The organism is Culturomica massiliensis (genome assembly GCF_900091655.1).
Lineage (GTDB): Bacteria > Bacteroidota > Bacteroidia > Bacteroidales > Marinifilaceae > Culturomica > Culturomica massiliensis.
On the sequence record NZ_LT594621.1, the window covers coordinates 2,066,981 to 2,088,093 of the forward strand.

Genomic DNA, 21,113 nt, shown 5'->3' on the forward strand with positions numbered 1-21,113 from the left:
TAAGTTTGTAGAGTTCTAAAAACAATTATTTTGCCCTCGCCCAATGAACACAGCAGGACAAACCACACAATAAACATCTAACGAATTAATACAGTTATTGTTATGACTAAGAAACTACTGATCAGAGATCTTACGTTACGTGACGGGCAGCAATCTTCTTTCGCAACCCGTATGAATCAACAACAGGTAGACCGGGTATTACCTTACTACAAAAATGCGGGCTTCTATGCCATGGAAGTATGGGGTGGTGCCGTACCCGATTCCGTAATGCGTTACCTGAATGAAAACCCCTGGGACAGATTAGAGAAAATCAAAGCTGCAATCGGCGATGTTTCTAAATTAACCGCTCTTTCCCGGGGTCGTAACCTTTTCGGATACGCTCCTTACACCGATCAAATTATCGACGGATTCTGTAAAAACGCTATTGAATCGGGGCTGGGTATCATGCGTATCTTTGACGCTCTGAATGACGTAAACAATGTAAAGTCAACTGTAAAATACGTTAAACAATACGGCGGTATTGCCGATTGTGCCGTTTGCTATACAATCGACCCCAAATATCCGAAGCTCGGCTTTTTCGATAAGCTGAAAGGAAAAAAGAATCCGGAACCGGTTTTTACCAATGAATACTTTCTGAATAAAGCCAAGGAAATGGAAGCGTTAGGTGCTGATATGATCACGATTAAAGACATGAGTGGTTTGGTGCCTCCTTCCCGCATAGCAGAATTAATACCTTTATTCAAACAAAATCTGAAAGTTCCTATTGATTTTCATACCCATTGTACGCCGGGTTATGGTTTAGGAGCCGTTTTGATGTCTATCATCAAAGGTGTAGACATCGTAGATACCAATATCTGGAATTTTGCAGGCGGTCCTGCAGCTCCGGCCATCGAATTAGTCTATATTTTCTGTAAGAAACTCGGCGTAGAACTGGATATCAACATGGAAGCCGTTGCTCAGATCAACAAAGAGCTGTTGGGTATCCGTAAAGAATTGGAAGCTTTCGATGCTGTTAAGCAAATCCCGAATCCGTTCAATCCACTGACCGATACACTCCCGGCTGAAATCGATAAACTGTTTGATAAAGCCATCCAGGCTGCACAAACGAATGACGAAACAACCTTACTGGATGCGTGTCATGCTATTGAAGCTTATTTCAATTTCCCGAAACCGAACGAATTGGTCAAGAAAGCTGAAATCCCCGGAGGTATGTATACCAACATGGTCGCTCAGTTGAAACAACTGAATTCCATGGATATTCTGGAAAAAGCGATGGAGTTGATCCCGACAGTACGTTTATCTGCCGGTTTGCCTCCTTTGGTTACTCCTACCAGTCAGATTGTAGGTGCTCAAGCTGTAAACTGTGCATTGGACATCAAAGCCGGGAAACCGATGTATTCCAATGTCTCCAACCAGTTTGTCGCATTGGTTAAAGGCGAATACGGAAAAACACCGGTTCCCGTTGATCCGGAATTCCGCTTGAAAATTGCCGGTGTCCGGGAAGAAACCCCTTATGATACCTCCAAATACCAAATGCAGCCCAACCCGACTTTAGCGGAAGCCGGAGGTGTAAAACTGGCTGAAAATGAAAAAGAAATATTGTTGCTGGAATTGTTCCCGCAAGTTGCTAAAAACTTCCTGACCAAACAAAAAGAAGCCCGTTATCAGGCACAACACAAAACTGAAGAAGTAAAACAAGAAACGACTGCGGTTAAACAGGAAGAACCGATCACCGGAAAAGTAGTGGAAGCTCCGATGCCGGGGAATATCTTTAAAATACAGGTAAAACCCGGTGATGCAATAACAAAAGGACAATCTGTAATTATCCTCGAAGCCATGAAGATGGAAAACAACATAGCTTCAGACTACGCCGGAACCGTAAAGCGTATATTCGTTAAAGAAGGAGCCAGCGTTCAGGCCGGTGCCAAATTAATCGAAATCGAAGCTTAACGGCAACTATATGATAAAAAATCCGGTGGAATATTCCACCGGATTTTTTGTTATCTTTGTCCCCCAAAATCCATACTATGAAAACAAGTCGTCAGGGAGCTCGTCGTTCCTCTCCCAAAAATCAAACTTTAGAGGTAACGGAAGAAAATACTTTATTGAATTTTTTACTGCTATCTTTGAATCACCTGAGCCGGACGACGGTTAAATCCCTGCTTGCGCACCGGCAAATCAGTATCAACGGCCGTATGACGACCCAGTTCGATAAGCCTTTGAAAAAAGGAGATAAAGTCACTGTCGGATTCGATAAAGCAAATTTGCCGTTCAGCCACCCTAAAATAGAGATCGTATACGAAGACGATTCCCTGATCGTCGTCAATAAAGCAGCCGGCCTGCTGTCGATGGCTACGGATAAGATCCGGGAAAAAACGGCTTACCACATTCTCAGTGAATATGTAAAAAGAAAAAATCCATATCACCGGATCTTTATACTCCATCGTCTGGACCGCGAAACTTCGGGCCTGATGATGTTTGCCAAAAACCAAAATGTTCAGGAAAAATTACAACGGCATTGGAACGAAGCGATCACGGAACGAAAATACGTCGCCGTTGTCGAAGGTAAACCGAAGCAGGAAGAAGGTACCCTAAAATCTTATATATCCGAAAACACGGCTTTAGTTGTACATAAAGCTTCTGCCGAAGAGGGTAAATTAGCCATTACGCATTACCGGGTGTTAAAAAGCAACCAACAATTTTCTCTCCTGGAATTGGAATTGGAAACCGGCAGAAAAAACCAGATCCGGGTACACATGCAGGAAGCCGGATGTCCCGTTACCGGAGACAAAAAATACGGAGCCCGTTATAATCCGTTGAACCGATTATGTTTACATGCTTTTAAACTCCATTTTATCCATCCGGAAAGCGGGAAAGAAATGACATTCGAAACAGTAATCCCCAAGCATTTTCTATTGCAGGTAAAAAACAGGCAAAGCTAAAAGCTTTTGGATTTACGACTTTTGAGTAAACGTATAAAAATTACACACTGGGACGGACTCATTGTGTAATTTCAATTTACAACAAAAACATATAATACATTGATAATAAAGCATATAAATATTACATTATGCTCCTTTTTTTCGTACTGAACCGATTTGGAAAATCCCAATCGACCGATTTAATGCCGGATTTTACTGACAATTTAAAAACAAATCTTTCCAGCATGCTCTAAAACCGGAAATCATAAAACCGGAAAGCCGATTTTCTCTCCTTCAGCCGCTGCATTTTCACGAATATTTTCCGGAGAATCTCCGGTTGCCTGAATAGCGACATTATTTATACGTGCAAACTGATGCCCATTGCGGAAATCCTCATAACGCTCTTCCAGCATTTCTCTGAAAAGCTCTTCCCGATTTTCCGGCGTCGAATCCTCCAATTCTTCCTCCGCCTCTTCCAGCATATCCAATATAAATTCAGCAGCCCAGCTTCCCAACTCTTTTTCTTTATTCCAATCCGGGTTGAATTCGTTCAACAACCGGAATACCTCTTGTAAATATCCGGAATTTCCCCAATCTTCATATACCTGAAGAATTTCTTCATTATCGGCATATTCAGCCAACTCTTTTTGCCAATCGGTCTTATTCATTTGTAGTTAAGATTAAATCCAATATGAGTATCAAAAGTAACAAAAAGTTTATTGTTCCCGGCAGAATTTACATATTTCCGGAAAAAAATGAGCAAACAATTTTTCTAACTGTCGTTCATGTTCCGTCAAAAAAACAATAGCTTCCTCCGGATCTACCGGCAACTTTTTATATTCTGCCATTATCCGAAGCGATTGCTTCAATCCCCGTAACGAAGCATAACGATTCAGCCTGTCCGTCAGAATAAAATGCCACACGAATCGTTTTATACGTACCGGCAAATAAAAATAATTCCGCACAAGCGACAAATAGAAACGAAACGTAAAGTAGCGAAGTGAAATTCCGGAATATTGCCGGAAATTACGTGCCAATAAGTAATCGAAAAACATATCGGTCATTACCCCCGCATATCTGCCGAATTTCACCTTAGCCAAAGCCACAGCTTGCTTAACATCCGCATGGTGATCCGCAAAATCATCAATCGACCGGTGCAACAAAATTCCCTGTCGGATATGGGCCGGATAATTTTCGTAAGATCGGCCCTTTACGGCATCTCCGATAAAATTACCGACTTGAATTTGTCCGTTTTTTCCCGAAAGCAATATATGAGCCAGATAATTCATACCTAAATTTTACAACAAAAGTAATGTTTAAAATTCTTGATTTACGATTTTTGATTTACGATTCCATGCATTTGGATAGGTTATTCATTTATTTCATACAAATCTCATTTTTCAAAAAAAGTAGTTTTGTATGATCAGTCAAAATCGTACATCTAAAACATCTGTCTTTCAATTTAAAATTTGCCAAAAGGAACGTATATTTGTCGGACAAATAAAAAACAATGAAAACAATCCTGTTTTACACGCTGATTTTCTTTTCACTTTTGACTCTATCCTGTAGCAGTAGTCGCAAAATGACAACTTCCCGGGTATCAACCGCACAACTGTCCCAAAAGCTAGGGTTTAAGGTCACCCGGAAAGATGATCTGAAACTCTATAGTGAAGCTGTAAAATGGCTGGGAGTTCCCTACAAATACGGAGGAAATACGAAAACAGGGGTAGATTGTTCCGGGCTCACCTGCAATATCTACCGTAATGCTTACAACATCAAATTAGAACGTACTGTAGCAGGAATGTATAAAAAAAATTGCCGGAAAATCGGACGTGCCAAACTCCGGCCCGGCGATCTGGTATTTTTCAATACGGCTAAAACACACAAATCTGTCAGTCATGTCGGCATCTTTTTAAAAAACAACATATTTATTCATTCCACGACCCATAGTGGCGTACGTCTCAATACGTTAGACGAAACCTATTACAAAAAGAAATGGATTAATGGTGGAAAAGTAAGAAATTTCCGTTAGGATTTTTAATATAAATTTATTTTATTTGTCTTTCGGTATTTGTGCATATTTATGAAATTTTGTGGAATATCAAAAACAAACAATTTACATTTATAGTAATTATAAGCCTTAACACCGTGTCATATGGAGAACATGACGGAAATATTAGATTTGTTGAAGCGGGGAGAGAAAAAAGGCTTACAGTTACTGTTCCATAAATTTTACAAGCCTTTGGTTATGTATGCCATGAAATATGTACACAGACAGGACGAAGCCGAAGACATGGTACAGGAAGTCTTCATTAAATTCTGGGAAAAAAACAGTTTTATCTCGGTTGCTTCTCAATTGAAAGCTTATCTTTATCAGGCCGTACGGAATCATTGCCTGAACTATCTCGAAAAAAATGCAAATCATCGCCTTGAGAATTCATTTGAACGGATAGAAATTACAGAAGAGGAAATGTCGGAAGAAGCCATTTGGAATCTCCGCATGGAGGAAATATATCAGGAAATTAACAATCTCCCTCCGCGTTCCCGGGAAATCTTTATTGCTATCGTTTTTCATAATAAAAAATATAAAGAAATCGCCGGAGAATTGAATATTTCTGTCAATACAGTAAAAACGATTCTTTCCCGTGCAATGCTTACCCTTAAAAACAATCTGAATAAAAAATCTTATCTGTTTTTACTCTTTATCGCTAAATTTAAATAAAAAATATAAAAATCTTGTCACCCGTTTTTGTTTTTTTCCTGTCATAGGAGAAAAAACAATATGGTAAAAATTCCGTCCTATATTATCTGCTTATTGATTGATTCCCTGAAAGGACGGCTTAATTCGTCCGATTCCCGCCGCCTGCAAAAGTGGTTGGAAACACATCCGGAACATCAAACAGAAATCGGAAGATTAAAAGATACCTATAAAAACACGACGGATGCTATTCGTTTCAAAAATATAGATACCAACAAAGCCTGGGCTACAATCAATTCCCGTACAGCTCCACGTGCCCGATGGAGAAGAAAAGTCATTTTACATCGTTATGAAATTGCAGCGGGGCTTATATTTCCGTTAGTGATCGGTATTATTTTACTTCAACATCCAGGAGTGAACGAACAAATCACACCGGCTATCACTGCCGAAACTCCAGAATGTTCGCCGGAGCATTCTACCCAAGCAATATTGGAATTATCGAGCGGAGAACAAATTGTTTTGGATAAATCTGTCAATCAAAAAATTCAGAGTGCCGAGGGTCTCATTGTCGGAATAGACTCTACCAATACCATAGCCATTACACATGCCGGAGATTCGGTTAAAGCATCTGAAAAACCGAACCGTATTTACGTTCCGGTCGGCGGAGAATACAGCATCATCTTGTGTGACGGTACTAAAGTTTGGGTCAATTCCGACAGTCGTCTTACGTTTCCCAATCACTTTTACGGTCCGGAGCGGACCGTTGAGTTAAGCGGAGAAGCTTATTTTGAAGTTTCCAAAAACGGTAAGCCTTTCATCGTCAACACAGGCTCTTCTTCCATACGGGTTTTGGGTACGGCTTTCAATGTATGCAGTTATCACGACGAAAAATCGGAACAAATTACACTTGTAAACGGAGCCGTAAAAGTAAAAGTCGGTGAAAAAAATTACCCACTCCGTCCGGGACAACAACTGATTTCCCGAAAATCATCGGAAAAAGTAGAAATCAAAGAAGTCGATACGGAGTTATACACATCCTGGCGGAACGATTTATTCCGTTTTGTAGACCTTCCGATTGAAGATATTACACTAAAACTCAAACGCTGGTATAATGTCTGTTTCATTTTTAAAAATGAGCAATGCAAAAAATACCGGTTTACCGGCGCTGCCCGAAAAGACGGAGACTTACAGGAACTCTTACGCCGGATAGAGGCAACAAACCCCAATATACAATTCAAAATAAATAACAATGAAATAGAGATAATACAAAAATAAGGAGTGCGCTAACACTCCTCATTCCAGCTAACCAAATGTCTGTTCGTAACAACAGACAATATTACTAACTTCAAAAACAAATGTATGGAAAAAATCCGAAAGCCAAGAGTACTTTCCAGAAAAATTTCGGGAAAGATGCTGCGTGTGACTCAGTTTGTATTTTTCCTGACCTTGGGCCTGACCTTGCAAGTTTCTGCCCATACCTCAGCTCAGGTAGTACACCTCAAAGAACAGGAGCATACCCTGAAAGCCCTTTTTGAGGAAGTCGAAAAACAAGCCGGTTTACTGACCTTTTTCAGTAACAACGAGTTGGATATGTACCGCAAAGTACAGATTGAAAAAGCGAATTTCACGGTAAAGGAGTTATATGACCTCATTTTAAAAGGCACTCATCTTCAAGCCGAAATCACCAGTACCTATGTCATTATCCGGCCCAGTCAAGCCAATCAGCAACAGCAGAAAAGCAATCCGGACGAACGAACAATTACCGGGAAAGTAACCGATGAGCAAGGTGAACCTCTCCCCGGCGTGACAATTATGATCATAGGCACGACCTCCGGAACGGCAACTGACGTCGAAGGGAAGTACACCCTGAAAGTCAGAGCCGGAAATACTCTGAAATTCTCGTTTGTAGGAATGAAAGACCAAACAGTTCGTATTGCCGACAAAAATGTCATTGATGTTACACTTAAACCGGATAGTGAAACACTGGAAGAAGTGGTTGTAACCGGAATGGCACAAATGGACAAGCGACTCTTTACGGGAGCCACCGACCGTTTGTCGGCCGATCAGGTCATCGTACAGGGTTTACCTGATGTAAGCCGGGCTCTCGAAGGCCGTTCAGCCGGTGTATCCGTACAAAATGTTTCAGGGACATTCGGTACGGCACCTAAAATCCGCGTACGGGGAGCTACTTCTATCTATGGAAGCAGCAAACCGTTGTGGGTTGTAGACGGTGTTGTCATGGAGGATGTTGTTGAACTGGGAGCCGACGAACTATCCTCGGGAGATGCCGTTACACTCATCAGTTCTGCAATTGCCGGTTTAAGTGCCGACGACATTGAAAATTTTCAAATTTTAAAGGACGGCTCTGCTACTTCAATCTACGGAGCCAGGGCCATGGCGGGTGTTGTCGTCATTACGACCAAACGGGGCAAAGCGGGCGTAAGCCACATCAATTACACCGGAGAATTATCCATGCGGCTGGTTCCTGACTATTCTACGTTCAACATCATGAACTCCCAGGACCAGATGAGTGTTTATAATGAAATGTATCAGAAAGGCTGGCTAAGCTTTGCCAAAACCTATCGGGCATCGGAAAGCGGCGTGTACGGGAAAATGTACAAACTGATGAACACTTATGATCCGGTATCCGGGACATGGGCACTGGCAAATACACCGGAAGCCCGGAATAAATATTTGCAGGAAGCTGAAATGCGGAATACGGACTGGTTCAATGAATTATTTCGGAATTCACTGACGCAAAATCATTCTATCAGTATCAGCTCCGGTACTGAAAAAGCCAGATATTACGCTTCAATGAGTATATATCACGATCCGGGATGGTCAAAAGCCAGTTCGGTAAACCGTTATACGGCCAATGCCAATGCTTCTTATGACATTTTACCGAATCTTACCCTCAGTCTGCTTACAAACGGCTCTTACCGGGATCAACAAGCTCCGGGAACACTTAGCCAGCAAGTCGACGTTGTCAGCGGAGAAGTAAAACGGGATTTCGATATAAACCCGTACAGTTATGCTTTGAACACCTCCAGAGCGCTGGCGGTAAAAGATGCAAAAGGGTACACTTACTATACCCGAAACTACGCTCCGTTCAACATATTACATGAATTGGAAAACAATTACATCGATCTGAACATGGTAGATCTGAAATTCCAGGGAGAGTTGAAATGGAAAATACGAACCGGCCTGGAAGTCAGCATGGTCGGAGCAGTTAAATACCAGAATTCCTCACAGGAACATCACATCAAAGATCAGTCCAACCAAGCACAAGCCTACCGTGAAATGAGCGATGCGACAATTCGCGACGCCAACCCTTTCCTGTACACCGATCCGGACATTGCCTATTCCTTACCTGTAAGCATATTACCGGAAGGCGGTATCTACAAACGTACCAATTACAAAATGTTCGGGACGGATTTTCGGGCAACATTAAGTTTTAACAAAGTTTTCAACGAAACGCATATTACCAATTTTTTCGGCGGTATGGAAACCAATTCGGTAGAACGTCAAGCCACCTGGTTTATGGGAATGGGATATCAATACGATATGGGAGGTAATCCGTTCTTTAACTACTATGCTTTCAAACAATTGGCCGAAGAGAACGGACAATATTACCAAAATACAAGCACAACTTCCCGCAATGTCGCATTTTTCGGAACAGCCACGTATTCCTACAAAGGAATCTATACCTTAAACGGAACCTTACGCTACGAAGGATCAAACAAACTGGGTAAATCAAGAAGTTCCCGCTGGCTCCCGACCTGGAATATCGCTCTCGCCTGGAATGCACATGAAGAATCATTTTTTGAAAGTTTAAAACCTGCGGTTTCACACCTTACTTTCAGAACATCCTACAGCTTGACTGCCGACCGGGGACCGGCCTCCGTATCCAATTCAAGAGCCATATATACCAGTTACACCCCCTGGCGTCCTTCCTCTACGGTAAAAGAGCCGGGATTGGAAATCAGTTCTTTGGAAAACAGCGAACTGACTTACGAAAAAAAACACGAATTGAATATTGGATTGGACTTCGGTTTTTTAGATAACCGGATCAACCTTAGTAGTGATTATTACACCCGTAATAACTACGACCTGATCGGTTTAATCAACACACAAGGTGCCGGAGGTGAAACCATCAAATACGCCAATGTCGCTTCCATGAAATCGAGTGGATTCGAATTTACCCTCTCGACAAAAAATATCAAACTCCCCAATTTTACCTGGAGTACCGATTTGATCTTTTCCAAAAATAAAAACACAGTGACGAAACTGGATGCCCGCTCCAGAGTTATCGACCTGGTATCCGGTAATGGTTTTGCACGGAAAAACTATCCGGTACGTTCTCTGTTTTCAATGCCGTTCAAAGGATTGAATAAGGACGGTTTGCCGACATTCCTGAATCACAAAGGTGAAATTACGATTACGGATATCAATTTCCAGGAACGGGACATGGTTGACTTCCTAAAATACGAAGGTCCGACCGACCCGACAATTACAGGAAGTTTGGGAAATATTTTCACTTACAAAAATCTCAAATTAAACGTTTTTATAACCTACTCGTTCGGCAATGTTATCCGTCTGGATCCGGTATTCAGCAGTTCTTATTCCGATTTGGACGCCATGCCCAAAGAATTTAAAAACCGTTGGATGATGCCGGGCGATGAAGCTCACACCGATATTCCGGTCATTGCCAGTAACCGCCAGGATAAAGACATCAAAAATCTCAGGTATGCATACAATGCTTACAATTACTCGGATGCCCGAATTGCAGACGGAGGCTTTATCCGGATGAAAGAAATATCGCTTACCTACGATTTCCCTCAAAAATTCATCCGCCGGCTCAACCTGAACAACCTGTCCCTGAAAGCACAGGCAACGAACTTATTTCTGCTTTATGCGGATTCGAAACTGAACGGCCAGGACCCGGAGTTTTTCCGCTCCGGAGGGGTTTCTGCCCCGGTACCCAGGCAATTTACATTTACTCTGAGGTTTGGATTTTAATACATACAGATTATGAAAAAGAAAAATATAATTATCCCCCTGCTTTTTATAGCATCGTTGCTGGCCAGTTCCTGTAACGACTTTCTGGATAAGATGCCGGACAACCGGGCAGAACTGACAACAGAACAAAAAATTACCCGTCTGTTGGTATCGGCCTATCCAAGCGCCTCTTTCAGTATGCTGGCAGAAATGATGTCAGATAATACCCAAGACAATGGAACATTATATTCGGCCTATTCCCTGATGGACGAGGAAGCTTATCATTGGCAGGATGTGACGGAAGTAAGCCAGGATTCGCCCCAATATATCTGGGACAACTACTACCTGGCGATTGCTTCGGCAAACCATGCTATAAAGGCTATTGAGGAACTGGGCATGGACAAAAACAGTCCCCAAAAAGGCGAAGCCTTATTGTGTCGTGCCTATGCTCATTTTATCCTGGTGAATTTATTTTGCCAACATTACAATACGGCAACCAGCACCCGGGATATGGGTATTCCCTATGTAGAGGAACCGGAAACAACCGTATCCAAAAATTACGACCGCGGAACCGTTGCCGATGTCTACGCTAAAATTGCCGAAGATATCGAAGCCGGAATCCCCCTGATCGACGACCAAATCTATACCGTCCCCCGTTATCATTTCAACTACAAAGCAGCCTGTGCTTTTGCATCCCGTTTTTACTTATGGTATGAGAAATACGACAAAGTCATCCGATACGCCACATTAGCATTGGGAGAAACACCTGACGAAGTGATGCGGGATTTTAACGGCGACGCAAAAACCTCCGACTGGAACTGGCGAATCAATAATTATGTCAGTGCAGAACTCAACAGCAATCTGCTGCTATTGCCCGCCAAATCCTACTGGCCTATTATACACGGTCCTTATAGCCAGGGAGAACGGTATGGTCACGCCCGTTCCATTGCCAAAACCCAAACTTTCTGGTCACCTGGGTTATGGGGAGAAAACCTGAGTGCCTACAATACGGTTTTCGGCTCTACACCAAAAATGGTATATCCTAAATTAGGAGCTTTTGTCGAATATACGGATAAAGTTGCGGGAACGGGCTTCATTAATCTGGTGTATCCGGCATTTACAACAGATGAAGCTATTTTATGCCGGGCAGAAGCCTATGTCTACCGGCAAGAATATGCCCGGGCCCTTGCCGACATGCAAACCTGGCTGAAAGGACACACGACAACAGGCGGAAGCCTGAGCCTGGATAATATCAAAAACTATTATGCCCAGGATCTTACGACGAAGAAACCGTTGCATCCGAAATTCACCTTAGAGACAGGACTTCAGGAAAGCTTTATCCATTTCATTCTCCATTGCAGACGAATCGAAAATATACACGAAGGATTACGGTGGTTCGACATCAAACGCTACGGTATTGAAATCGCCCACAACCGCCACGGTAAAACGGACGACGTACTGACAACCGACGATCTCCGCCGGGCGATCCAGATTCCGTCATCCGTCATCAGCGCAGGCATGCCCGCCAATCCGAGATAATTACAAAACTTATAACCGAAATAATATGAAAAGAACAGTTATTTATACGCTTCTCCTTTTCTCTCTGGCCCCCCTCTTTTACGGTTGCTCAGAAGACGATCCCGGCGGAAAATCCATTTTCGAACCTTCGGAAGTAAAACGCACCGAATTTGATCTTTGGCTATTGGACAATTACGTCAATGCCTATAACATCGACATGAAGTATCGGATGGAAGACGTTATATCGGATATGACGTTCAACCTGGTACCGGCCAGTCTGGAAAATTCCATCAAAATATCCAAGCTGATAAAGCATCTCTGGCTGGAAGTTTATGACGAAGTAGCCGGGGTCGATTTCATGCGTACCTATGTTCCTAAAGTGATTCACCTGATCGGTTCTCCGGCTATCGATGCCGAAGCACAAACCGAAGTATTGGGGACAGCCGAAGGCGGATTGATGGTCACGTTATACAAGGTCAATGAACTGAATACGGAAAACATCGACAGTCTGAATTATTTTTATTTCAAGACAATGCATCACGAATTCGCTCACATTCTCCATCAAACTAAAAATTACCCCAAAGACTTCGAGAAAATCACGACCTCCGATTACTCTCCCACAGGCTGGATGAACCGGACAGAAAAAGAAGCCTGGAAAATGGGATTTGTTTCCAAATATGCCAGCAGTGAGCCGCAGGAAGATTTTGTCGAGATCATCGCTATCTATCTAACCAGCAACAATGAAGCCTGGCAAGAAATATTAAAAGGGGCCGGCACTGACGGTAGTGAAATTATCCAGAAAAAGTTCGGTATTGTACGCAACTGGCTGAAAAACTCCTGGAATATCAATATCGACGATCTGCGGAAAGTCGTAGAACGCCGTTCTTCAGAAATCGGCAATATCGATTACGACCTCGACGAATAACGTGAAACGAAACCGATAAATGTTTGTTTACTAAAAGTACTATTATGAAAAAACTACCATACCTGCTCATCTTCGGCTTCCTGTTAGGTTTACAATCCTGTGTACAGGACGAAGAGGATATCTTTAACAAACCGGCAGCAGAACGTCTTTCTGAAGCCCTGCAAGCCTACCAAAAGATTCTGACTGCTCCTGAAAACGGCTGGGTTATGGAATATTACCCCAAAGGCGATTGTTCTTACGGGGGATATACCGTACTACTTTCCTTCACTGAAGAAGATGTAACTGTCGCCTCGGAAATCTCTTCCAGGTCCGCCAAAAGCCTGTATTCATTGAAAGAAGATATGGGACCGGTATTGAGTTTCGATACCTACAACGAGATCTTCCACTTCTTTTCCGATCCCGCTATTCCCGGACTTCCCGGATTAGGCTATGAAGGGGATTACGAATTCATATTCATGGGACAGGAAAACAATGAACTGATATTAAAAGGGAAAAAGACGGGAAATACTTTCCGTATGCATCCCCTGTCCAAAAATCAAAGCTGGGAACAAACGTTGAACGATCTCAAAAGTATCATCCGTACAATTACCCCTCCCGACTACTATGGTTATGGCCTGACAGTAGAAAATACGGAGATATTCTTGACACAGACCGGACGGGCACTGACGACAGAACCCAACGGCAGAAATTTTGAAATTGACTATATCGAAGGCAAGGATACGCTGACAATCAACGCCCCCTTTATTTATACCACCAGCGGTATCAAACTCTACCAACCGATTCAGATCGGCGGAAAAACCCTGCAATACTTTGATTGGTCCGAAATCGAACGTACTTTGGTTTGTTCGGACAACGACGTAAATGCCCGGATTACCTTTGATCCGATGCCCCTCAATAAAAGATTCTGTTACACAAAAGAAGAGTGGTACTTCCACACCGGTATCATGAGTTCTCCCTTCCGGGAAAAATGGAAAGAAGCCGGTGAATTAGTTCAATCAGGACAAGGACTCCGAATTTACCAGGCTTATCTAAGTTACAATGCAGAACTCGAAGCACAGATTCTGAACGTCGTACTCACCGATGGTTATAACCTGTATGAATGTTTGTTGTTGATTTATTGCCGGCCTGTAAAATGGACTGACGATCAACTTGAGATCGAATTCACCGGAAAAGTAGATGATAACGGAAATGCTTTCTACAACTCCGGAGGAGAAGCTATTCTTCAAATGCTAAACGGTAAATACACCATCACTTGTGATAATCCGTCCAAACCGGCCGTGATTATGTTTAAGTCAACTGACAAACAGGATGTATGGTTTCAGTTATCGCTAGAAAAAGTATATAACCTATAAAATTCACATATGAATATGGAAAAAATTAAATACCTCATCCTGATTTTCTGCCTGTTTTTGGCAGCTTGCGATTCGGATGACAACAAAACCGATTCGTCCGAACTGGAAGTTATTTCTTCCGACCTATCCATAGAGGCTGTCGGAGGAACGGGCACGATCGAAGTATTCTCCGCTGGTGCCTGGAGTGCAACATCCAATAAAACATGGTGTACCGTAACCGTTTCAGGCAAAATCGTACATGTGACCGTCCCGGAAAACCCGACCATCTCTTCCCGGATAGCCCTGATTACCATCAAAGCCCCCGAAGGAAATAAAACAATACCGGTATCCCAGCAAGGTTCCATTATTGCTCTTTCCCAACCGAAACTGACTTTAGGTGCTTCGGGTAAAACCAAAAACGTCACTGTTCAGAGCAATCTGAAATGGACTGCCAGCAGCAAAGACAGATGGTGTCATATCTATATCACAGACGATACATTAAAAGTATCCGCCGATCATTATGACAATACGGACCCCCGGACAACACAAATCACATTAAGTGCCGGGAAAAATACCAAAATACTATCGGTATCCCAGCGCAATCAAGGGGATTTCATGCTTGAAAAATGGTCGGATACCGACCTGGGCGCCACCCTTCCAGCCACGGAGGAAAATATGCAAAACCCCGATTATCAACAGACTTGGGGTGACATGTATCAATGGGGACGCAATGTGACATTTTCCAGAGATATTTTACCGTCAGTCGTTATGACAAATGCTTCAATAACTGCGCAAGCCGCACAGACGATGACGGAATTTATAGGAAGTGAACTGACGCCTTTTGACTGGTTGAGTGACGGGAGTGCAACCACCCTCCCCGCTACCGGAAACTCGTACGTCTGGAAAGACCGTGCGGGTCAGGAACCCTGCCCGGACGGTTGGCGATTACCTCTCGATTACGAAGCCCGGCAAATATTTCCTTACGGAGAAATAGAAGGACGGTACGTAGTCATTGACCGCTGCACAAATACGGAAGTTTTGGATGCAGCCGGTACGTCTTATACCTGTGTTTCTGTAGGCGACGGTAATTATACCAAATACGCAATTAAAAAATTCGGCACCGAGAATGCCTATGTAATGAAATACGAATGGAAGACAGGCCCCTATAACAACGGTTATCTGAAAGTGACCGAAATCCGGGGAGATGCTTACACCGATTTTACCAACTCAGAGGAAGCCGAAGCTTTATTTTCCGCCAGTGACGAACAAGCGACAAAAATATTTCCGGCCAGCGGTTATCTCTATTGCAACACAGCAACTGCGACTTCTTTAGGTGTCAGTTGTAATTATTGGACAGCTTCTCCCTATAAAGAATACGCCACTTATGTGAGCGCGACGAACTTCCAGCTTCATGTGGACGCATTGTATTGTCCCCGGTCGTTAGGATGCCAGATCCGTTGTATCAAAGCCGAATAATACCCTAAACCTATACTTTCTCACAATTAAATTATCGATTATGAAAAAAACAAATTACAACACAAAAAGTTGGTTTTGTCTGCTAAGTGCATTGACATTACTGCTGGTCATAACCGTAACCGGATGTAAAGACGACGACAAGAGTCCCGATCCTACCCTGGAAATACAAAAGAACACGATGAGCTTCCTGCAAACGGGAGGAAATGACGTTATCGAAATCACAACCAATCAGAACTGGTCATTCAATACTCCCCCGGCCTGGCTGACACTATCCGAAACTTCCGGAAAAAAAGATGCTACAGTTACCGTAACTGCTACAGAAAATAAAGATTATGCTCCCCGGGAATTCACCCTTATCGTTACAGCCGGTTCATTGAGCGGACGAGTTGTCGTATCCCAGCCTGGCCTAGACCCGGTATTAAGCGTAAACCCGAAGAATATCGGTTTTGAAGTAGACGGCGGAACAGAAACCGTATCCGTTACTTCCAATGTTACCTGGACGCCCCAATTATCCGATGGTGCCGATGGCTGGCTGACAATTACCGTATCCGAAGATAAAACCGGTATAACCATTACATCGGCACCGAATACGACTGCCGAACAAAGAGAAGCCACCCTGACTCTCGAAGGCAATCAGGAAAAAAGCGATGTCGTTACCATCATTCAGGACGGTCCTGCCAATATGACGATTACGGCATTGCGGGCCCTGGCAGCCAACAGTAAAACGGACTATACATATGTTACCGGACTTGTAACTTCTGACAACACCGGCAAAAATATCGGCGACAACCAAATGATCATACAAGACGGTACCGGTAACGCGATCACCCTGCAATTTACAGAAGAACATAATATCGCACCCGGTACTCAGGTCGATGTATTATTAAACGGAGGCAGCAGAACAACAGTAAACGGCCTGACAACCATTAACAATTTGAAAACCGCTAATATTACCTCTGTACCGACAGCGACAATCACTATAAACCCGACTGTAAAAACCATCGCAGAGATACTTGCCGGAGAAGCCGGAGACGGTTTGCTGGTAAAAATCGAAAATGTCGAATTCAAAGATATAACTCAAACATACGGCAATCAGCCTATCCTCTGGAACGGAACGGAAGAATTACCTCTCGCTGTAGCCGCGACAGCGACATTCCGGAAACAAAAAGTCGCTGCTAAAAACGGAGCGATTATCGGGCATATCACTAATGCGGAAAGCTGGAAATTAGTATTGAGAAATACAGAAGATACCGAAAACATGACGAATGACAGACTGTATGACAAATCCCGGCTCAAATTAAGCATTGTCAGCTACGCGTTCGGAAACCAGGGAGGTAAACTTCCGGTCGACATTACAACAGATACCGATATCACCTGGACGGCCACGGTGTCCGCAGGTGCCGCCTGGTGTACATTACAACCGGCAACCGGTTCGGGTTCAGGTTCATTCATTGTCACTACCGAAGCCTATTCCGGTGATAACGAACGTACGGCAACCGTTACCGTAACGGCTCCCGATCTCGACCCGGTAACTCTTGAAATCATACAGACTCCGACAGCCAAAAGGGAATTTGTCCTGTCCAGGTGGTCAAACAGCAATTTAGGTGCAAAATTACCGGCAACGGAAGAAAATATGTCAGGTCCTGACTACAAAGACACCTGGGGGATGTATTACCAATGGGGGCGAAATGTCGGATTCCCTCATTCCGGAGCTGAAACCACGATTGCCGCCAATGAATCAATTACGGCAGAACAAGCACAGGAGATGACAGAATTTATTACCTCAAACGGCGACTGGCTGACCAACCCGGGATCGGAAAGCGTATGGAACGACCGGGCAGGCTCCTATCCATGTCCTTCCGGTTACCGGTTACCCAATCAAATGGATTTATTACGTATCTATCCTTCTTCGGAAGACAAAGGGACATTCAGCAATTCCCAGAGCGTCGTTATCTATGAACGCCTGGAAGACAGACCCGGAGTACCCGACCGTACCTTATACGTTTATGAAGGAAACTCTAAAATCTACGCGATAAAGAAATTTGAAACGGCTGATGCATACATACTTCGTTTCGAAATGCTGGGAGAAGTAGGTAAAAATCTATACTTGAAAATTACTGAAATTCTAGCAGATGAAAATACCGTATTCGACAATGCAACAGATGCAGAAGCCTTATTTGCAGAAGCCACAGAATCTGAAGTCCGGATATTCCCGGCAGCCGGAATGTTGAACATGAGTGACGGAGCAACCTTACTGGCTCCGGGTGCTGCCGCCTGGTACTGGCTTGATAAAAAGATGCGTTGCATGTATATACTCAACACAACACGCATCAATGAAGCCGGGGCAATCTGCGGCTATGCAACACCGTTACGTTGCATTATGGAATAATACCGAAATATTCCGGGAACCCAAACAATGAAAACGATCAGGAGTCGGTAAAGCTTGCTTTACCACTCCTTCTCCCGGATTTTATGACACGATTTTAATTTGAAGCATATGAAACTAATAAGTTATATAATACTGTTATTCACTTTATTTCTAACAGGATGCGACTCGGATGACAATACGGGGAAATCCATTCTGGATTTAGGAATTCAGGATATTTCGTTTGAAGCGAACGGAGGAAGCCGGGAGGTTTCCATCAACCTGAACGGTAACTGGCAAGCCGTATCCGACAAAAGCTGGTGTACAGTAGGGAAAAACGCTAATAAACTAACCCTGACAGCTCCCTTAAACCTAACAATAGCCACAAGAACAGCTGTAATCACAATAACCGAAGGAAACGGTGAGGGTACATTTACCGTTATTCAAGCCGGTTCGAAATTTGATATTTTCCCGGAAAAACTTTATGTCCCTGCCTCCGGAAAAGGTGTACCCATTGCCATCAAGGGAAATGTAGAGTGGAAAGCCCAAACGGATGAAAGCTGGTGCCACCCGGTAGCGCAGGGAGATACCCTTATGATCTCCGCCGATACTTACAAAGACGAGCAAAAAGCGCGTTATGCAACCGTTACGGTACAGGTCGACGGCCAGAATGCAAGGATCATTCCGGTCATTCAAACTCATTACAAAGATTTCAATCTTGAAAAATGGTCAGATACGAATGAAGGAGCAACTCTCCCTTCCACACCGACCAACTTATCCGGAAAACAATTTAAACAAGCCTGGGGAAATTATTACCAATGGGGCAGAAATGTGGAATTTCCTTGCGAAAATGTAACAACAGTCACAACAATAGCCGCCAATTCCGACATTACAGCAGCCCAGGCCCAGCAAATGCCGGAATTCATTACTCACGTGGATGATTGGTTGTGTGACGGTAGCCTTACCACTAAACTTCCCACTCTTGAAAATACATACGGCTGGACAGACCGGTCCGGTAGCAATCCTTGCCGGAATGGCTATCGTCTGCCTTATGATTACGAATGTTTACGGATATTCCCCGGTGATGAGACTCCATTTAAAAACAAGGAACGGATGGAAGGTAAGGATGTTCTCGATATCATAGGCACAGAATACGACTATGTATCCATTTCTGACGGAGCATCGAAGATTTATATCATAAAAATGTTCGGGACATCCGAAGCTTATGTTATACGGTATGAATTCAAAGGCATATCTTCCTACAACGGCTGGATCAGGCTTACAGAAATAAAAGGAAATGCCGACACTGATTTTCAAACCGCAGGAGAAGCGGAAAACCTGTTTACAAACGCCACAAGATCCGCCGAGCTTTGTTTTCCGATTTGCGGAGTACTTTGGGGGGAAAACGCCGAAGTTGCCAGTCCCGGTACCAGCGGTTATTGGAACAATACTCCGTCCTATGAATACAAAACGGCAGCCAATGCGTATGTGCTTTCCAACATAGCCGTCAGCTACGCCACCTCATACAGACGTTCACTGGGATGTATGATACGAGGGATCAAAGAATAACCGGCCGGACGGTTATGCCTTGGTTAAACACCGAGTTTTCTCCGGAATGTTAGACATATTTAGGCTAAAAACGAAAATACGGGATAGTAATTATCCCGTATTTTCAAACATTATACATATTTCTCAAGTACATTTTTCAACTGTACCGATTGCATAACTCCGCTTTGCCTCCAAACCATCTCCCCTTTCTTAAAGATCATCAGGGTCGGTACAGATTGAATCTGATGATTCATAACCAATGCCCGGTTTGACTCTCCGTCTACATCTATCGTAATAATATGGATTTTATCTCCCATATCCTTTTTCAACTCTTCGAGTATCGGGTGCATGGCTTTACACGGACCGCACCAGGTAGCAAAAAAATCCACCAGCACCGGTTTATCACCTTTTATTAATTCTTCAAATTTCCCCATAGCTATTTTGATTTAGTTTTCTATTTATACTCAATAGCCCGGGGCAGGGTTACATCCGATCAAGGCAATACCGTTCCGTCCTCGTTCACTCTGACATAAATATCCCGTTCGCCTTGCTCCAGTTCAAAGAGGTAATAAGAACCGTCGGCTGCACTTTCAATAAAATCAATGTCGTCAATCCGGTAAGCGGCATACTGTGTACGAATGGTTTCGAGTACAACAGCCGGAACATCCGATTGCCGGACCTCCCATTCGGTATATAACCACTGGTTCTGACTGTCAAATTTTACTTCCTTATACCTATTGTCATGATAAATATCGACTTCCAGTATACCTTTTTCAATTTCATATTCAACAATCCGGGCACCGGCATAATGTGTATTTAAATAATCCGTTACAGCCTGAGGCAAACCGGCAGAAGGTACATGGCTCCCGTCGTCGCCCACAACGGTTTTTACCAGAGTGCCGTTCTCCGTATAATACAAATCCACCTCTTGCTTGCCTTGTTCAACCTCGATTACATAAACCGTTTCCATTCCGGCCCGCTCGAGCATATCCACGTCGTCAACATGCCATTGTGCATATTCACCGGCAGCAAAAGCCGTTTTAATGGCCTCCGGTAAAGCGCTGAAACGGATATCACTTTCCGTCATATACCAATTACCGGTATTATCAAACCAAGCTTCTTTTTCTACTCCGTTTTCATAGAATTCTGCTACAACATAATTTCCCTTCCGCTCCCACTCTTTGGGTGTAATACCCGGATATTTCTGCTCGAAAGCGCGGGTCACCGGCTCTTCCGGTTTATAATGATCGTCATCATTACTACAAGCCACAAATGGCAAAGAAAAAATCAAACCTAAAATAAATAATACAGTTTTCATATCCTTAGCGTTTAT

General features: G+C 43.4%; 16 protein-coding genes. 12 read left to right on the forward strand and 4 right to left on the reverse strand.

Annotated features, from left to right (window positions below; genetic code table 11):
- The first annotated feature begins 102 nt into the window (after nucleotides 1-102).
- Entirely contained in the window at nucleotides 103-1,950 is a 1,848-nt protein-coding gene (locus BN8908_RS10190) for a biotin/lipoyl-containing protein (RefSeq protein ID WP_021987474.1), read from the forward strand.
- Nucleotides 1,951-2,027: 77 nt separating this feature from the next.
- Complete coding sequence (locus tag BN8908_RS10195) at nucleotides 2,028-2,942, forward strand: RluA family pseudouridine synthase (RefSeq protein ID WP_068690398.1); 915 nt, start codon at nucleotides 2,028-2,030, stop codon at nucleotides 2,940-2,942.
- Between the two features lie 242 nt (nucleotides 2,943-3,184).
- On the opposite strand, the gene BN8908_RS10200 is transcribed toward BN8908_RS10195, so the two are convergent.
- Entirely contained in the window at nucleotides 3,185-3,589 is a 405-nt protein-coding gene (locus BN8908_RS10200) for a hypothetical protein (RefSeq protein WP_021987472.1), read from the reverse strand.
- Nucleotides 3,590-3,637: 48 nt separating this feature from the next.
- Nucleotides 3,638-4,210, reverse strand: coding sequence for an acyl carrier protein phosphodiesterase (locus BN8908_RS10205; RefSeq protein WP_068690399.1), 573 nt, complete (start codon nucleotides 4,208-4,210; stop codon nucleotides 3,638-3,640).
- A 221-nt stretch (nucleotides 4,211-4,431) separates the two neighbouring features.
- On the opposite strand from BN8908_RS10205, the gene BN8908_RS10210 reads away from it, so the two are divergent.
- From BN8908_RS10210 to BN8908_RS10255, 10 genes are all read left to right on the forward strand, one after another.
- Nucleotides 4,432-4,953 (forward strand): C40 family peptidase, encoded by a 522-nt coding sequence (locus BN8908_RS10210; RefSeq protein ID WP_068690400.1) that lies wholly within the window; start codon nucleotides 4,432-4,434, stop codon nucleotides 4,951-4,953.
- 123 nt (nucleotides 4,954-5,076) lie between these two features.
- A complete protein-coding gene (locus tag BN8908_RS10215) occupies nucleotides 5,077-5,643 on the forward strand; it encodes an RNA polymerase sigma factor (RefSeq protein WP_021987468.1) in 567 nt (188 codons plus the stop codon).
- Between the two features lie 60 nt (nucleotides 5,644-5,703).
- Nucleotides 5,704-6,894 carry a FecR family protein gene (locus BN8908_RS10220; RefSeq protein ID WP_068690402.1) on the forward strand — a complete coding sequence of 397 codons (1,191 nt, stop codon included), beginning with the start codon at nucleotides 5,704-5,706 and terminating at the stop codon, nucleotides 6,892-6,894.
- Between the two features lie 135 nt (nucleotides 6,895-7,029).
- Nucleotides 7,030-10,638: a SusC/RagA family TonB-linked outer membrane protein gene (locus BN8908_RS10225; RefSeq protein WP_082989246.1), complete on the forward strand. Its 3,609-nt coding sequence runs from the start codon at nucleotides 7,030-7,032 to the stop codon at nucleotides 10,636-10,638.
- Nucleotides 10,639-10,650: 12 nt separating this feature from the next.
- On the forward strand, nucleotides 10,651-12,156 hold the full coding sequence (locus BN8908_RS10230) for a RagB/SusD family nutrient uptake outer membrane protein (protein WP_021987465.1): 1,506 nt from the start codon (nucleotides 10,651-10,653) through the stop codon (nucleotides 12,154-12,156).
- Nucleotides 12,157-12,181: 25 nt separating this feature from the next.
- A complete protein-coding gene (locus tag BN8908_RS10235) occupies nucleotides 12,182-13,060 on the forward strand; it encodes a zinc-binding metallopeptidase (RefSeq protein WP_021987464.1) in 879 nt (292 codons plus the stop codon).
- Between the two features lie 44 nt (nucleotides 13,061-13,104).
- Complete coding sequence (locus BN8908_RS10240) at nucleotides 13,105-14,412, forward strand: DUF4302 domain-containing protein (protein WP_068690404.1); 1,308 nt, start codon at nucleotides 13,105-13,107, stop codon at nucleotides 14,410-14,412.
- A gap of 15 nt (nucleotides 14,413-14,427) precedes the next feature.
- Nucleotides 14,428-15,867, forward strand: a complete 1,440-nt coding sequence (locus BN8908_RS10245; RefSeq protein WP_021987462.1) for a BACON domain-containing protein — start codon at nucleotides 14,428-14,430, stop codon at nucleotides 15,865-15,867.
- Between the two features lie 40 nt (nucleotides 15,868-15,907).
- A complete protein-coding gene (locus tag BN8908_RS10250) occupies nucleotides 15,908-18,256 on the forward strand; it encodes a BACON domain-containing protein (RefSeq protein ID WP_068690408.1) in 2,349 nt (782 codons plus the stop codon).
- Between the two features lie 108 nt (nucleotides 18,257-18,364).
- Nucleotides 18,365-19,801, forward strand: a complete 1,437-nt coding sequence (locus BN8908_RS10255; RefSeq protein WP_068690410.1) for a BACON domain-containing protein — start codon at nucleotides 18,365-18,367, stop codon at nucleotides 19,799-19,801.
- 110 nt (nucleotides 19,802-19,911) lie between these two features.
- On the opposite strand, the gene trxA is transcribed toward BN8908_RS10255, so the two are convergent.
- Both trxA and BN8908_RS10265 read right to left on the reverse strand, forming a co-directional pair.
- Nucleotides 19,912-20,214, reverse strand: a complete 303-nt coding sequence (gene trxA / locus BN8908_RS10260; protein WP_068690412.1) for a thioredoxin — start codon at nucleotides 20,212-20,214, stop codon at nucleotides 19,912-19,914.
- 59 nt (nucleotides 20,215-20,273) lie between these two features.
- The gene (locus BN8908_RS10265; RefSeq protein ID WP_068690414.1) at nucleotides 20,274-21,098 is read right to left on the reverse strand and encodes a PepSY-like domain-containing protein; all 825 of its coding nucleotides are present in this window, start codon (nucleotides 21,096-21,098) and stop codon (nucleotides 20,274-20,276) included.
- Nucleotides 21,099-21,113: the final 15 nt, after the last annotated feature.